Below are 14,138 nucleotides of genomic sequence, written 5' to 3' on the forward strand. Positions count from 1 at the left end.
CCATCGTGACGCGCGCCAATGCCGCGCGCGCATTTCTCGCCCTTGTCGTGCTCGTCGTGTCCGGGTGGCTCGTCGCCACCCGGCCGGCGCGGCTCGGGCTGGACCTGCGCGGCGGAACCCAGATCGTGCTCCAGACCCGTGACGGCGAACAGAGCAAGGCCGACGCCGCCACCACCGACCAGGCCATGGAGGTGCTGCGCCGGCGGGTCGACGAACTCGGCGTGGCCGAGCCGGGCCTGGTCCGCTCCGGCGACCGGCGGATCATCGTCGAACTGCCCGGCGTCACCGACCCGCGGGAGGCGGCCGAGGTCATCGGCCGTACCGCGCAATTGACCTTCCGGCCGGTCCTGGGACCGGCCGCCTCGCCCGCCGCGGCTCCCGCGACCGGCGAGCTGGTCCGGCCCGACGAGCGCGGCAACCCGCTGCGGCTGGGGCCGGCGGCGCTGTCCGGCCGGCAGATCGACGGCGCGCAGGCCGGTGTTCAGCCGCCGGGCGGCTGGGAGGTGGCCGTCGACTTCGCCGGAGACGGCGCCCGGGACTGGCAACGGCTGACCGCCGAGGCCGCCTGCTCCCCCGTGGGCCACCCGGCCCGACGGGTCGCCATCCTGCTCGACGACGAGGTGATCAGCTCGCCCGAGGTGAGCCCGGAGGCGACCTGCGAGGTCGGCTTCGCCGGGGAAGCCATGCGGATCACCGGCTCCTTCACCGCGGCCGAGGCACGCGATCTCGCCCTGCTGATCAGGGCGGGCGCGCTGCCCGCACCGGTGGACATCATCCAGCAGCAGGTGGTCGGGCCCACCCTGGGCCGGCAGGCGATCGAGGCGTCGGCGCAGGCGGCACTCCTCGGGGCGCTCCTGACCATCGCGTTCATCGTGGCGGTGTACCGCGTGGTCGGTGCGCTGGCGGCGGTGGCGCTGATGGCGTACGGGTTGATCTCCTACGCCGCGCTGCTGGCGGTCGGCGCCACCCTGACCCTGCCCGGCCTGGCCGGGTTCGTGCTGGCCATCGGGATGGCGGTCGACGCCAACGTGCTCGTCTTCGAACGGGCCCGGGAGGAGTACGCCGGCCGGCCCACCCTGCGCAGCGCGATCCGCGGTGGCTTCGCCCGGGCCTGGTCCGCGATCATCGACTCCAACGTGACCACCCTGGTCGCCGCCGCCCTGCTGTTCCTGCTCGCCTCCGGCCCGGTACGCGGCTTCGGCGTCACCCTGGGCATCGGGGTGCTGGCGTCCATGTTCACCGCGCTGGTACTCACCCGGCTGCCGGCCGAGGCCCTGTTGCGTCGCCGGTGGCTGGTCGTGCGCCCACGGTGGAGCGGCATCGCCCACGCCGGCCGGGTCCGCCAGGCGATCGAGTCCCGCGGCCCCGACCTGATGCGCCGCCGGCGACTGTGGCTGGCCGTCTCGGCGGCGGCGGTGCTGCTCTCGATCGGCGGCGTCGCCACCCGCGGGCTGAACCTCGGCGTCGAGTTCACCGGCGGCCGCATGGTCGAGTACGCCACCAGCCGGCCGCTGTCGACCGACTCGGCCCGGGCGGCCGTGGAGGCCGCGGGTGTCGATCGGGCCGTGGTCACCCAGGTCGGCCAGGGCAACGTCTCGGTGCGGGCGGGCGCCTTCGACGACGCCACCGAGCAACGGGTACGCGCCTCGCTCGGCACGGCCGGCGGCGGGGACGTCCAGCAGTTGCGGGACGACAAGGTCGGGCCCAGCCTCGGCGCCGAGCTGAGAGACAAGGCGCTGCTCGCGGTGGCGATCGCTCTGGGCGCGCAACTGGCGTACCTGTCGGTGCGGTTCCAGTGGCGCTGGAGTGCGGCGGCGGTGCTGGCGATGGTCCACGACGTGGTCATCCTGATCGGGGTGTTCGCCTGGCTCGGCAAACCCGTCGACGGGGTGTTCCTGGCGGCGGTGCTCACCGTGGTCGGCTACTCGGTCAACGACTCGGTGGTGGTCTTCGACCGGATCCGGGAACTGGTGCACGGCCAGCGCAAGATCAGCCCCAGGCTGCGGGTGCCGTTCGCGCGGCTGGCCAACACGGCGTGCCTGCAGACGGTCCCGCGTACGGTCAACACCGGTCTGGGGGCGGTGTTCATCCTGACCGCCCTGGCCGTCCTGGGCGGGGCCTCGCTGGTGGACTTCGCCGTGGCGCTGCTGGTGGGGATCGTGGTGGGCACGTACTCGTCGGTGTTCTTGGCGACGCCGCTGGCGATCACCTTCCGGTCCCGCTGACAGCGGGGTGGGCGCCGCTGTGCGCCCACCCCGCCGCACCGCGCGATAGGGTTCCCGCCACCGATCGATGCCGCCGGCAGCGGAAGGACGAACCCGATGACTGATCCCGCGCAGCTCAACACGGACGTGCCGCACTCGGCGCGGGTCTGGAACTACCTGCTCGGCGGCAAGGACAACTTCGCGGCGGACCGGGAGGCGGCCGACTACGCCGTCAGGCTCATGCCCGAGCTCGTGCTGTCGGCCCGGGCCAACCGGCAGTTCCTCGGCCGGGCGGTGCGGTTCCTGGCCGGCGAGGGCCGGATCCGCCAGTTCCTGGACGTCGGCACCGGGTTGCCCACGGCCGACAACACCCACGAGGTGGCCCAGGCCGTCGCTCCGGACGCCCGCGTCGTCTACGTCGACAACGACCCGCTGGTCCTGACGCACGCCCGCGCGTTGCTGACCAGCAGCCCCGAGGGGGCCACCGACTACCTCGCGGCCGACGTCCGCGATCCGCAGGCCATCCTGCGGGCCGCCGCCACCACACTGGACCTCGGCCGGCCCACCGCCGTGGTGCTGTCCGGCATCCTCAACTTCGTCATGGACGACGCCGAGGCCCGGTCGGTGGTCGAGCAGTTCATGGCCGCGGTGCCCGCCGGCAGCTACCTGCTGATCTCGCATCCGACCACGGAGGTCAACGGCAAGGCCGTCGAGGAGTCGATGCGGCAGTGGAACGAGAGCGGGGCGGCGCCGATCAGGACCCGCACCGTCGAGGAGATCCGCGGCTTCTTCGAGGGGCTGGAGCTGCTCGACCCCGGCGTCGTGACCTGCACGGCGTGGCGGCCGGACCCGCGGCACCCCGGCATCACCGAGGTCGTGTCGGAGTTCGTCGCGGTGGGCCGCAAGCCCTGAGCGCCGGTGGGGGCCCGGCTGCCCCACGGGGGCAAGGCAGCCGGGCCGGCTCATCACAGCGACAGGCGCTGACCGGGGAAGATCAGGTTGGGGTTCCCGCCGAGCTGCGCGCGGTTGAGCTGGTACAGCGCCCGCCAGCCGCCCTTGACGTGCTGGGCCGCCGCGATCTTGGCGAGCGTGTCACCGGACTTCACCGTGTAGTGCTTGCCGGTGGCCTTGACCGAGGTGCGCTTGGTCGCCGCCGACTTCTTGTGCGTGGTGCTGCGCGACGCCGTGGCCTTCTTGGCGCTCGACGAGGAACCGCCGGTGTTCTTCGCCTTGTAGGACTTCGTCGAGCCGGCCTTCTTGCCGCACACCGGCCACGCGCCGATGCCCTGGCCGTCGAGCACCTTCTCGGCGATGCGGATCTGCTCTGCGCGGCTCGCCTTGTTGGCGGTGCCGGCGTACTTGCCGCCGCCGTACGCCTTCCACGTGCTGCGGCTGAACTGCAGGCCACCGTAGTAGCCGTTGCCGGTGTTGATGCTCCAGTTGCCACCGGACTCGCACTGTGCGATCGCGTCCCAGTTGACACTGGACTGTGCCGCGGCCGGGGAGGCCGGGCCCAGCAGCGCGACGGTGCCCGCGGCACCGGCCACGACCAGGCCGAGGGCGCGCAGGGACTGCTTGTGGATCTGTGCCATCGAGTGAACCTCCACGCCTGCGAGGTCAGCTGTCGGGTTCGGGCTGAGGTTGCCCGGCCGCTGTGGTGCCGCGGCTTCACCCCGAGGCGCGCGGTGAGCGCGCCGGAGAACCTGTGGGTCCCCCGCTCCATGCCTTGAGTTGAGTTCCCAGCCCGGTCGGCGGCAGGACTCGGCGTTACCGACCGCGGGGCCCGCGTCAGCGGACCGGCCGACGGTAACCACGTTCCCCGCCGCGGGGCCAACCTCCAGGGGCCTAACGTGACGTTGTTCTCAGCTTTTGCCCGCTTTTGATCTTGGCCAGGATCGGGGCGAATCCCTCAATATCACCGGCTGTACTCCTCGGAACCGCGGGTGAGGACGTACCAGCCGTCGCGATCGAAGCCGGCGAAGCGCAACCGCTCGGCGAGCAGGGTGCTCAGCGTCTCCCGGACGGCGACCCGCCAGTCCTTGGCCGCGCCCGGAGCCCGGCGGCGCAGGCTCTCGATGTCCTCCGGGACGGCCACCACCACGGTCGGCCCGCGGAACGAGCCCGGCACCGGCCCACCGGTGCCCGAACGGCGCAGCGCCACGGTGGCGGTCGGCGGCCGCACGCAGCGCACCGGCTTGCCGGCACCGGCGGAGACGACCGCCGGGGCGGCGAGATCCCAGCGCACCATCAGCCGGTCGCTCTCGTCGTCGCCGTTGATCCGGTCGTGCATCGGGCCGTAGAAGTTCGCCAGGTACTCGGTCGGCACCGCGCCCAGCTTGGCCAGGTTGAAGTAGGCGTTGCGGGCCACCAGGGGGTCGAACGTCCAGCTGATCGTGCTGATGCCGCGCTGCAGCGCCCAGACCCGCTGGTGCTGCTTGAGCGCGAAGCCGACGCTGCGCCCGGCCGCGGTGGCGGACACCCCGGCGATGTGGCTGTGCAGCTCGCGCTCGCCGGGAGCGGCGAAGAACGCCACCGCGGCCCCGACCAGGGTGCCGCCGTCGAAGGCGCCGGCCACGTAGTTGCCCGACTTCGCCAGCGCGCGCAGCAGCTCGGTGCTCAGCAGCGGGCCGCTCGAGTCGTCCTGCCAGATCCCGGCCAGCATCCGGTCCAGCGTGGTCAGCTCGGCCAGGCTGCTCACCGGGCGGACCAGCACCCGCGCGGCCCGCGCGGCCGCCGTGGCCGCCTCCATCGCCGCCACGATCACCCTGCTCACGACGGCGGCTCCGGTGCGGACACATCGGCGGTCCGGCCGGCGACGCGGGTCACGAGATCCATGTGTGCTCACCTTCAGCGGTGACGGGTGTGCTCAGCGTAGGCCCCGGCCGGGTCCTCCGGGGGCGTCCGAACACGGAGGTCTACCCGTCTTGACCAGCCTTTCCCCCCGAAGGTCCAGAAAGGGCGGACATCAAGTGATCTCTTGCGGGCGGCCTCGCGTATCTTGACGTACCGGTCGGCACCCCCGTGGCCACCGGCTTTTCCCACGGCAGGACGACGAGATGGCTGACGATTCCGAGCGCGACGACCCGGTGCTGGTCCGCCCGTACATCACCACCCAGCCGGCCGGGTCCGCCGACCGGCCGGCGCCCACCTGGCCGGCGACCGCGGACCTGCCCGAGGAGGGCACCGGCGAGGTGCCCGTTGCCGCTCCGGCCCCCGTCACCGTCACCGACCCGGCCGCGAAGACCACCGCGCTGCGCCGCCAGAAGCTGCTGCTGCTGGCCGGGATCGGGGTGCTCGCCCTGCTCGGCGGGGCCGGCCTGTTCCTGCTCCTGCCGTCCGAAGACGGCGACCAGGCCGTGACGGCGCTTCCTGCTCCCTCGGCGCCGGGCGTGACCCGGTCCGCCGGGGCAGCGCCGGTGGCTAGTGCGGGCACGATCAGCGCCTCCCCGGGCAGCAGCAGCACTGTCAACCAGTCCGCGACTGCGACGGGAAGCACCGCCAGCACGGGCGCGGCACAGGGCGCGCCCGGGCCGGCGACGACCACGACAGCGGCCTCCGGCGCACCGACGCCGACTCTGTCACCGCCTCCCGGCGCGGCCAGGACCGGTGCGATCACAGCGGCCGGCGGACGGTGCCTGGCCCTCGGCAGCCTCCTCGGTCTCGAGGGCGCTCCCGTGCAGACCTCCGGCTGCGCCGACGTGAGTTATCAGCGCTGGACGCTGGCCACCGACGGCACCCTGCTGGTCACGAACCGGTGCGCCGCGGTGGGCACCGACGCCGCCGTACGGATCGCCGCTTGCGACGACCGGCCCGCGGCCCAGTGGCGGGCCGGACCCAACGGCTCGCTGGTCAATCCGCAGACCGGCCGGTGCCTGACCGATCCCGGTGCGCTGACTGTCACCGTCACCGTCTCCGATTGCACGGGCGCGGCGAACCAGACCTGGACCCTGCCCTGAGACCACATTGCCGGGCGGTCCGGGCGAGCTGATAGAACGGCATCTGTCCCTCATGGACCGACCCGGCACCGCCGGGAGCACCCCTCAGGAGCCCTCATGCCCGATCTGTCCCGCCGTTCGCTGCTGCTCACCGGTGGCGCCGCGGCCCTCGGCGCCGGCCTGCTCACCGGCGCGGCCCCCGCGTCCGCGTCCCGGCCCCGCACCGAGGAGCCCGCCGTCACCCCGGCCGCCGCCCTCGCCCGGCTGCTCGCCGGCAACCGGCGTTTCGTCTCCGGGCACGCCCGCCACCCGCACCAGACCCTGGCCGACCTGCACGAGGTCGCCGCGGGTCAGCACCCGTTCGCGATCACGATCGGCTGCGCCGACTCCCGGGTCTCCCCCGAGTTCCTCTTCGACCAGGGGCTGGGTGACCTGTTCGACAACCGGGTCGCCGGCAACATCGTCGACGACCTGCTGCTGGGCAGCATCGAGTTCGCCGTCGAGGAGTTCGGCAGCCCGCTGGTCGTCGTGCTCGGCCACGAGCGGTGCGGCGCGGTGACCGCCACCATCGACGCCATCGAGAGCGGCGCCGGCGCCCCCGGGCACATCGGCACGATCGTCGACGCGCTGCGGCCGATCGTCGAGCCGGAGCTGAGCCGCCCCGGCGACGTGGTGGACAACGCCGTCCGCGCCAACATCCGGGCCCAGGCCGCCCAGCTGACCGCCCGCAGTGAGCTGCTGGCCGAGCACGTCCGGGCCGGCGAGCTGCGCATCGTGGGGGCCCGCTACGACCTCGACACCGGCCGGGTCGCGCTGGTGAGATAACCCGCGCCTCCGGCTATCGTTCGCGGATGCCCGCCGAGCCGACCGCCCCCGCCGTACTGCCGGCGGACCGGCTGGCCTGGCTCGACGGGCTCCGGGCGGTGGCGGTCCTGCTGGTCGTCTACGCCCACCTCAGCCGCATGCTGTTCCGCGGGGCGCGGGAGGTCTCCGCCGAGTGGCTGCACGCCGGCACCGCCGGGTTCATGCTGTTCTTCCTGGTCAGCGGCTACATCATCCCGGCGTCGCTGGAACGGCACGGGAGCCTGCGCACGTTCTGGGTGAGCCGGCTCTGCCGTCTGCTGCCGCTCTACCTGGTGGTGATCGCCCTGGTGGTCGTGCTAGGCGGCGCGGGGCTGATGCCGCTCGACCCCGCACTGCGGGCCGATCCGCTGACCGCGGCCGTGGCGCACGTGACGATGCTGCCGCACCTGCTGGGCGTACCGCTGATCACGCCGGTGATCTGGACGCTCACCTTCGAGATGGCGTTCTACCTGCTGGTCGGCGCGCTGTTCGCGGTGCGGCTGCACCGGGCCGGCACCGTGCTGGCGGTCGTGCTGGCCGTGGCCGCCGTCGGCACCGCTCCGCTGGCGCCGCGGTTGCTCTCGGCGACACCCGGCGCCGCGCGGGAGCTGACCCTGGTCGTGGCGGTCGCGCTGGTGCTCGGGCTGGGTGCGGTCGCGACCGGGCGGCGCGCCGTCGTGGTGGCCGGCGCGCTGCTGCTGGGCGGGCTCGCGGTGACGCTGCTGGTCGCGGGCCAGGATCCCGCCCACGTCTGGGACGGTCTGCTGATCGTCGCGGTGATGCTGGTCGGTACGGCGGTCCACCGCGCCGACCACGGCCGGATCCGCTGGTGGCAGACGGGCGTGGTGGCCGCGGTGGTGGCCGCCGCGCTCATGGTGAACTGGATCGCCGAACTGGAGTCCCTCGGCGGGCTTACCCCCCGGTACGTGACCCGCTCGGTCGTCACCCTGCTCGTCATCGGCGGCGCCTTCGCGCTGGGCCGGCTCACCCGGGGCCGGCGCACACCACGAGCGCTGACCCGCCTGGGCCTGATCAGCTACTCCGTCTACCTGGTGCACTACGTGCTGATCGTGCTGCTGCGTCCCCTGCTGATCCCGCTCGGTGAGCGGCTGCCCGCCGTGGCCGAGGTGCCGGTCGCGGCCGCGTACCTGGGCCTGGTGGTCGGGATCTCGTGGCTGACGTACCGGTTCGTGGAGGTGCCCGGGCAGCGGTTCGGTCGCCGGGTCGCGCGCTGGATGACCGCCCGGTGGGGCTCCGACGCCCGGCCGCCGGACCCGGCCGGGTCTCAGCCGGCGAAGCGGGATCTGCGCGCCATCGCCCGGTAGGCGGCGAGCGCGGCGCTGTCGGTGTCCGGCCGGAAGTTGTGCGGGCTGTCGTCCTGGGTGTCGGTGTCGAACCAGACCACGGCGCCGACGGCCGGAGTGTCCTCGACCCACGAGGACAGTTTCTTGATCCACGCGGCCTTGCTGCCCCGGCCGTGGTCCACCGCGGCGGTCTCGCTGAGGATGACGGGCTTGCGTTCGCCGTACGCCGCGACGACGGCACTGAACAGCGTGCGCGGCGACTCGGAGAAGAAGTCGTAGCCGGAGACCCCGACCCAGTCGACGTAGTCGTCGCCGGGGTAGTACCGCTGGAACCTGTTCCACGACGTGTCCGGCGACGAGTTCCAGTTCGGGCTCCACACCCAGGCGACGTTGTCCGCGCCCTGCTCCCGGAAGATCCGGTGCAGCCGCCGCCAGGCCTTGACGTAGCCGGCCGGGTCGTCGCCGTTGTGGCTGCCGTCCCACTCGAACCAGTCGCCGTTCATCTCCCAGCCCCAGCGCAGCAGGATGGGCCGCTTCATCCCGGCCAGCTTGCGGGCCACCCGGACGATGACCCGGTCCGACGAGCCGTCGACGATCCGCCGGTACGGCGCCCCGTGCCACGACACCATCAACGTGCTGGAGGACGCCACGGCCGGCTCGGACGAGGGCACGTAGCCGTCCCACGGGTAGAAGACGTGCACGATGCGCTGCTCACGGCCCAGTTGCCGGCGGCGCAACGCGAGGCTCTCCTTGAGCGACATGCCGCTCAGCGCCAGGTAGGAGCCGAACATCGCCTTGCCGGTCTCGGCCCGGACCGGCCCGCCCCGCCGGGGCGCCGCTTTCTTGGGGGCCGGCGAAGGCTTTTGTGATGGCGCCGGGGACAGGGACGGCGACGGCGAGGCGCCGGCAACGGGTGAGCCGGACGACGCCGCGGGGGCAACCGTGGTGGGCGAAGCGGGCGGCGGGGCCGCGGACGGCGCAGTCGAACAGGCAGCCGGCAGCGCGAGTGCCGCAAGTGCGAGCAGCCGGCGCCGGGGCAGCCCGCGGCCGCCCAGGGATTCGGCGGTCATGGTGGGCTTCCTCTCACCGGTACGCGGACACGGCAATCGCATCCGGCTCCACGATGCCCGCGTCATGCCGCCGAGACGTCGGCCGATCGCCCGCAAGACCCTGCCTGACCAGGCCTTTTACCGGCACGCAGCCCGGACAGCGAGGCCCGCCGGGCCAACAATGGGGTGAATCGGCCACCGGCCTAGGCGTCGGTCCGGGCCTCGATCGCGCGCACCACGGCCGCCATGTCCTCCGCGCCGTGGCCGAGCGCCAGCGCCTCCCCGAACAACCGGTGGCACTCGTCCAGCAACGGCGACGCGATCCCGGCCGCCCGCGCCGCGTCGGCGATCAGCTGGTTGTTCATCAGCACGTCCCGGAGCGACGCCTGCACCGTGAAGTCCCGGCTGACCAGCTTCTCCACCTTGACCCGGGAGACACCACTGGCCATCGGGCCGGCGTCCAGCACGCCCCGCAGCAGGTCCAGGTCGAGACCGTGCCGCTGGGCGAAATGCGTGGCCTCGGCCAGGCCGGTGACCAGGCTGATCAGGAACAGGTTCACCGACAGCTTCATCAGCAGCGCCTGCGGGACCGGGCCGCACTCGACGACCTCGCGGCACATCGGGGCCACCAGCGGGCGTACCTCTTTGACGGCATCCGGATCGCCGGCCAGCATCCCGACCAGCTCGCCGGCCACCGCCGGGGTCCGCGACCCGGACACGGGCGCCTCCACATAGCGGCCGCCGGCCGCCACGACGTCGTCACGCAAGGCGACCGAATACTCCGGCGCGGTGGTGCCCATGTGCACGATCGTGTGCCCCTGCACCAGCTCGGCGAAGCCCGGGCCGCCGCGGCCCAGGACCTCGTCGATCGCCTCGCTGCCGGCGAGCATGAGCAGCACGATCCGGGCCTGGGCGAAGACGTCGGCCGGCCTGGCCGCGAGACTCACCCCGGGGACCGCCCGAGGGGTACGCGACCAGCCGACCACCGGCACCCCGGCCGCGGCGAGGTTGCGGGCCATCGGCTCACCCATGATGCCCAGCCCCAGAAAACCGACGTTCTCGCTGTGATCCATGGCCGTACGGTAAAACGCCGACCGCCGCCTGGGCTGCGGCCAATTCACGACTCCTGGCTCAGCTCCGGCCGTTGGCGTAGACGACGCGGAAGCCGAGGTGGTCCGACAGGGCCGTCCAGCGGGACGAGCGCATCAGGCGTTCCGCGCTGTCGATCTTGCCGCCGTTGACCAGTGTGTTAAGGACCACGGTTTCGAAGGCCGCCGATTCGACCCAGTCGATCGACTTGGTGAAGCCGCAGAGCATGGCCGCCTTCGTCTCGTGCAGGAAGTCCTTCAGGACGCGGTCGGAGGCGCGCAGGACCAGGCAGCTGCCGAAGTACAGGATGCGGCCCGCGCACCGGCCCGACATCCAGGCCGCGATCTCGTCCAGCTCGACCGTCTGCTTGCTGGTCAGGCACAGCTGGGTGGGCTGGCCGTGCAGGGCGAAGAAGCCGACCTTGTAGTCGGCGTACTTGCGGGACAGCCACGTGTCCAGGTAGTAGTGCAGCTCCTCGGTCGTGGCCGTGTCCCGGTGGATGTAGCGGATGCTGCCGAGCCGTTCCAGCAGTTCGAGGGTGGGCAGCACCGACCCGCGGCTGTTCAGGTCGTCCTCCCACTGCCCCTCGACGCAGAACACTCCCCCGGCCTTGGCCACGACTCCCCCTGACAGCTCGGCACGAAAGGTCGACGCTAGCCGACCGGCGGTCGATCGACGGGGCCGCCCGACCTATCGGACAAATGCCTCACACCTGGAAGGCACTTACCCGGAAGTGCCTTCTTAACGATCTCCGATTCCCGACGCATGATGGATCGGTGACCGATGTGCAGAAGCAGTCCCCGCCCCCGCCCCCGCCGCCTCCGGCGCAGCCCGCGAGCACCCCGCAGCCGCTGATCGTGCTGGCTGCCGAGGATGCCGCGACCTGCACCGACGGGATGTGTGGCTGACGTGGCCGGCGTTCTGGTGGAGATCTGGTCGGACATCGTCTGCCCGTGGTGCTACATCGGCAAGCGGCGGCTCGAGACCGCGCTGCGCACGTTCGAGCACGCCGACGACGTCGAGCTGGTGTGGCGCAGCTTCCAGCTCGACCCGTCGATCCCCCGGGGCACGGCCGAGCCGGTCTACGACGCCCTGGCCAGGAAGTTCGGCGGGTCGAAGGACCAGGTCAAGGCCATGACGGCACAGGTCGCCGAGCTCGCCGAGGCCGAGGGTCTGCACTACGACTTCGCCCGCGCGGTGAGCATCAACACATTCGACGCGCACCGGCTGATCCACCTGGCCAAGGCGCACGGGCTGGGCGCGGAGGCGCACGAGCGGCTGATGCGGGCCAACCTGATCGAGGGCGCCACGCTGGACACCGCGACGCTGGTGCGGCTGGGTGCCGAGATCGGTGTCCCGGCGGCGGAGGCCGAGCGGGTGCTGGCCGGCGACGACTACACCTCGGACGTCGAGGACGACATCCGCCAGGCCCGCCTGTACGGGGCCTCCGGCGTGCCGTTCTTCGTGCTCAACCGGGCCTACGGCGTCTCCGGGGCCCAGTCCGCCGACGTGTTCCTGCAGGCGCTGCGCACCGCGTACGAGGCAGCGCCGGCCCGCTGAGTCAGCCCGCGGGCCGGCCCAGCACGAAGTCCGCCCGGCCCGAGCGCACGCCGTTGACCTGCAGTTCGACGGCGTGCGCGCCGGGGTGATAGCGGCGGGTGGTGATCTCCCGGAACGAGTGCCGGCGCTCCAGCGACAGCCGCTCCCCGGGTCCGAGCGTCGCCGTGGTCAGCTTGAACGTCTTGCCGGTCTGCGTGCCGTTGGCCTTCAGGTGGTGCACGACGTAGTCGATGGCCAGCGTGGCCACGGCGGACCCGGTGTTCGTCACGGTCGCGGTGAAGGCCAGCTCACCGCCGAAGGGCACCTCGCCGGGCGCGATGAGCGGGCCGGCCATCTCGACGGTGGCCGGGGCGAAGCCGAGCAGGGCCAGCGCGCCCGGGTGCCCCTGCTTGACCAGGGTGCGCAGGCCGTGCCGGACCAGCCGGGCTGTGTGCCGGTCGGGCTCCGCGAGCCACCCGGCCGCGGTCCGGACGACCAGGTCGCCGTGGTGGCGGCTCAGGTCGTTGAGGTGGTTGGCGACCGAGCGGCGCACGTACTCGCTGTCGTCGCGGTAGAGCGCGCCGATGATCTCCAGGGTGTGCTCGGGGCGGTCCAGCAGCGCGGGCACCCGCTTCGCCCAGGGCAGGAAGGGCCGGGTGCCCTCGGAGGCGAGCCGGCGTACGTGCTCGTCCGGCGAGCCGGTCCAGGTGGCCACGATGGCCAGGGCCCGGCCCGGGTCGTGGTCCAGCAGCGTACGGATGGCGAACTCGGCGGTCAGCCGGCCGGTGAGGGCGGCCAGCAGCGCCATCGCGTCGTCGAACGCCGTACCGCTGCCGTCGGTGACCGCGCGGGCCGCGACCGCGCCGGTGACCGGCCAGATCAGCCAGCCCTCGAACGGCAGCGGGCCGGCCGCGGCGGCCCGGACCGTCGCGGCCAGCTCCGGGTAGCCGCCCGGCAGGTCGGCGAGCAGGCCGTCGCGCAACAGGTCGCTGCGTTCGCGCAGCGGGCGTCCGGCCAGGTCACCGGCCGCGGTACGCAGCGACGGCCACCCGTTGCCCGGTGCCGCGGCAGCGAGCGCGGCGATCAGCGCGCGGGCGGTCTGGTCCCCGATGAGCTCGTCGGCGAACGGCACGTCGTCTCCCCTGGTCGGCTGCGTGACGCTGCCATCCTGCCAAGCGCCACGCCGACGTGGACCGGCGCGCCCCGGCCGCGCCGAGCGGCCGACCGTCGACGTGCGGCCGGCCGCCGGGCTCACAGCAGGCCGGAGCGCCGCCACAGGGCCATCCCGGGCCCGCCGATCAGGTCCAGCTCCCGCAGGTACGCGACGATCCGCTCGCCCGCCCAGCGCATCGTCTCCCGGTGGTACGGGTTGGCCCGCGCCGCCCGCCGTCCCACCTCCGGTTCGATGCCGACGGACCGGTAGACCTGCGGGGAGATGATCCGGGTGCCGGTCAGGTACGCCGCCCGCGCGATCACCACCCGGTCGAACGCGAGCCGCCGGGTGCCCGCCGCGCGCACCTGGCGGGCGAGTTCCTCGCGGGCGTAGCGCACGTGCCGGGCCTCCTCGATGACGTGGATCCGCGACACCATCCGGACCAGCGGCTGCACCGTCTCGTCGGCCGCCGCCTCGCGTTGCAGGGCGTCCAGGATCTCCTCGGCGATGAGGATGGCCGCGTACATCCGGGGGCCGGTGGCGGTGGCGGCGATCCACTTGCCCAGCGCGTCGTCGAACGCGCCGACCCGGTAGACCGGGCAGTCCAGTTTGGCGATCATGCGGCCGAACATGACCGAGTGCCGGCATTCGTCGGCGACCTCGGTGAGGGCGTACTGGGAGTGGGCGGCGGTGGGGTCGGCGCGGTAGTACTCGCGGATCAGCAGCTGCATCAGGATGGTCTCGAACCAGACGCCGAGCCCGGCGATGCTGGCCACCTCGTGCCGGGTCAGGGTGATCCGCTGCTCCTGGCTGAGCCCCTGCCACAGCTCGGTGCCGTAGAGGCTGGACCGGTGCTCCGGGGTGTAGAACCGGTCGCTCGCCAGCGGCGCGTCCCAGTCGATCTCCACTTCCGGGTCGTACGAGTGCTCGGCCGACGAGCGCAGCAGCCGGGTCGCGGTCCGGTCGCGGTCGGAGACGACCATGGAGAACCTCCAGGGGGGTTGACGTTACCGGAAGTAACA

The 14,138-nt window shown here is 72.9% G+C and carries 14 protein-coding genes and 1 riboswitch; of the genes, 7 read left to right on the forward strand and 7 right to left on the reverse strand.

Annotated features, from left to right (window positions below):
* The first annotated feature begins 5 nt into the window (after positions 1 to 5).
* Both secD and ACZ6S4_RS06295 read left to right on the forward strand, forming a co-directional pair.
* A complete protein-coding gene (gene secD, locus ACZ6S4_RS06290; RefSeq protein ID WP_465473870.1) occupies positions 6 to 2,225 on the forward strand; it encodes a protein translocase subunit SecD in 2,220 nt (739 codons plus the stop codon).
* A 96-nt stretch (positions 2,226 to 2,321) separates the two neighbouring features.
* The gene (locus ACZ6S4_RS06295; protein WP_465473871.1) at positions 2,322 to 3,116 is read left to right on the forward strand and encodes an SAM-dependent methyltransferase; all 795 of its coding nucleotides are present in this window, start codon (positions 2,322 to 2,324) and stop codon (positions 3,114 to 3,116) included.
* Positions 3,117 to 3,169: 53 nt separating this feature from the next.
* On the opposite strand, the gene ACZ6S4_RS06300 is transcribed toward ACZ6S4_RS06295, so the two are convergent.
* Together ACZ6S4_RS06300 and ACZ6S4_RS06305 are read right to left on the reverse strand one after the other, a co-directional pair.
* Positions 3,170 to 3,796, reverse strand: coding sequence for a transglycosylase family protein (locus ACZ6S4_RS06300; RefSeq protein ID WP_465473872.1), 627 nt, complete (start codon positions 3,794 to 3,796; stop codon positions 3,170 to 3,172).
* A 4-nt stretch (positions 3,797 to 3,800) separates the two neighbouring features.
* Positions 3,801 to 3,946, reverse strand: a riboswitch (cyclic di-AMP (ydaO/yuaA leader).
* A 173-nt stretch (positions 3,947 to 4,119) separates the two neighbouring features.
* Positions 4,120 to 4,977 carry a GNAT family N-acetyltransferase gene (locus tag ACZ6S4_RS06305; RefSeq protein ID WP_465473873.1) on the reverse strand — a complete coding sequence of 286 codons (858 nt, stop codon included), beginning with the start codon at positions 4,975 to 4,977 and terminating at the stop codon, positions 4,120 to 4,122.
* 283 nt (positions 4,978 to 5,260) lie between these two features.
* Here ACZ6S4_RS06305 and ACZ6S4_RS06310 point away from each other — a divergent pair, with 283 nt between their 5' ends.
* The 3 genes from ACZ6S4_RS06310 to ACZ6S4_RS06320 all read left to right on the forward strand — a co-directional run bounded on the left by ACZ6S4_RS06310 (position 5,261) and on the right by ACZ6S4_RS06320 (position 8,307).
* Positions 5,261 to 6,160: a ricin-type beta-trefoil lectin domain protein gene (locus tag ACZ6S4_RS06310; protein WP_465473874.1), complete on the forward strand. Its 900-nt coding sequence runs from the start codon at positions 5,261 to 5,263 to the stop codon at positions 6,158 to 6,160.
* Positions 6,161 to 6,256: 96 nt separating this feature from the next.
* Positions 6,257 to 6,964, forward strand: coding sequence for a carbonic anhydrase (locus ACZ6S4_RS06315; protein ID WP_465473875.1), 708 nt, complete (start codon positions 6,257 to 6,259; stop codon positions 6,962 to 6,964).
* 26 nt (positions 6,965 to 6,990) lie between these two features.
* A complete protein-coding gene (locus ACZ6S4_RS06320) occupies positions 6,991 to 8,307 on the forward strand; it encodes an acyltransferase family protein (protein WP_465473876.1) in 1,317 nt (438 codons plus the stop codon).
* Here ACZ6S4_RS06320 and ACZ6S4_RS06325 read toward each other — a convergent pair.
* The 3 genes from ACZ6S4_RS06325 to ACZ6S4_RS06335 form a co-directional block, all read right to left on the reverse strand.
* Positions 8,268 to 9,356: a glycoside hydrolase family 26 protein gene (locus ACZ6S4_RS06325; RefSeq protein WP_465473877.1), complete on the reverse strand. Its 1,089-nt coding sequence runs from the start codon at positions 9,354 to 9,356 to the stop codon at positions 8,268 to 8,270. The two genes, ACZ6S4_RS06320 and ACZ6S4_RS06325, sit on opposite strands and share 40 nt — an antisense overlap.
* Positions 9,357 to 9,538: 182 nt before the next feature.
* Positions 9,539 to 10,408, reverse strand: coding sequence for an NAD(P)-dependent oxidoreductase (locus tag ACZ6S4_RS06330; RefSeq protein ID WP_465473878.1), 870 nt, complete (start codon positions 10,406 to 10,408; stop codon positions 9,539 to 9,541).
* Positions 10,409 to 10,466: 58 nt separating this feature from the next.
* Positions 10,467 to 11,042, reverse strand: coding sequence for a DUF6642 family protein (locus ACZ6S4_RS06335; RefSeq protein WP_360831319.1), 576 nt, complete (start codon positions 11,040 to 11,042; stop codon positions 10,467 to 10,469).
* Between the two features lie 158 nt (positions 11,043 to 11,200).
* Between ACZ6S4_RS06335 and ACZ6S4_RS06340 the strand changes: the two genes are divergently transcribed.
* Entirely contained in the window at positions 11,201 to 11,332 is a 132-nt protein-coding gene (locus ACZ6S4_RS06340; protein ID WP_465473879.1) for a hypothetical protein, read from the forward strand.
* A 1-nt stretch (position 11,333) separates the two neighbouring features.
* Entirely contained in the window at positions 11,334 to 11,984 is a 651-nt protein-coding gene (locus ACZ6S4_RS06345) for a DsbA family oxidoreductase (RefSeq protein ID WP_465473880.1), read from the forward strand.
* 1 nt (position 11,985) lies between these two features.
* Here ACZ6S4_RS06345 and ACZ6S4_RS06350 read toward each other — a convergent pair whose 3' ends face one another.
* Both ACZ6S4_RS06350 and ACZ6S4_RS06355 read right to left on the reverse strand, forming a co-directional pair.
* Positions 11,986 to 13,095 carry a DNA alkylation repair protein gene (locus ACZ6S4_RS06350; RefSeq protein WP_465473881.1) on the reverse strand — a complete coding sequence of 370 codons (1,110 nt, stop codon included), beginning with the start codon at positions 13,093 to 13,095 and terminating at the stop codon, positions 11,986 to 11,988.
* Positions 13,096 to 13,214: 119 nt separating this feature from the next.
* Complete coding sequence (locus ACZ6S4_RS06355) at positions 13,215 to 14,099, reverse strand: AurF N-oxygenase family protein (protein ID WP_360542850.1); 885 nt, start codon at positions 14,097 to 14,099, stop codon at positions 13,215 to 13,217.
* Positions 14,100 to 14,138: the final 39 nt, after the last annotated feature.

Source organism: Actinoplanes sp. NPDC051405 (genome assembly GCF_055586185.1).

What these genes read in the sequence shown, in the direction of transcription:
- ACZ6S4_RS06325 (WP_465473877.1), bottom strand. Translation starts at nt 9,356, where the DNA reads ATGACCGCCGAATCCCTGGGCGGCCGCGGGCTGCCCCGGCGCCGGCTG.
- ACZ6S4_RS06315 (WP_465473875.1), top strand. Translation starts at nt 6,257, where the DNA reads ATGCCCGATCTGTCCCGCCGTTCGCTGCTGCTCACCGGTGGCGCCGCG.
- ACZ6S4_RS06320 (WP_465473876.1), top strand. Translation starts at nt 6,991, where the DNA reads ATGCCCGCCGAGCCGACCGCCCCCGCCGTACTGCCGGCGGACCGGCTG.
- ACZ6S4_RS06310 (WP_465473874.1), top strand. Translation starts at nt 5,261, where the DNA reads ATGGCTGACGATTCCGAGCGCGACGACCCGGTGCTGGTCCGCCCGTAC.
- ACZ6S4_RS06295 (WP_465473871.1), top strand. Translation starts at nt 2,322, where the DNA reads ATGACTGATCCCGCGCAGCTCAACACGGACGTGCCGCACTCGGCGCGG.
- ACZ6S4_RS06300 (WP_465473872.1), bottom strand. Translation starts at nt 3,796, where the DNA reads ATGGCACAGATCCACAAGCAGTCCCTGCGCGCCCTCGGCCTGGTCGTG.
- ACZ6S4_RS06355 (WP_360542850.1), bottom strand. Translation starts at nt 14,099, where the DNA reads ATGGTCGTCTCCGACCGCGACCGGACCGCGACCCGGCTGCTGCGCTCG.
- ACZ6S4_RS06330 (WP_465473878.1), bottom strand. Translation starts at nt 10,408, where the DNA reads ATGGATCACAGCGAGAACGTCGGTTTTCTGGGGCTGGGCATCATGGGT.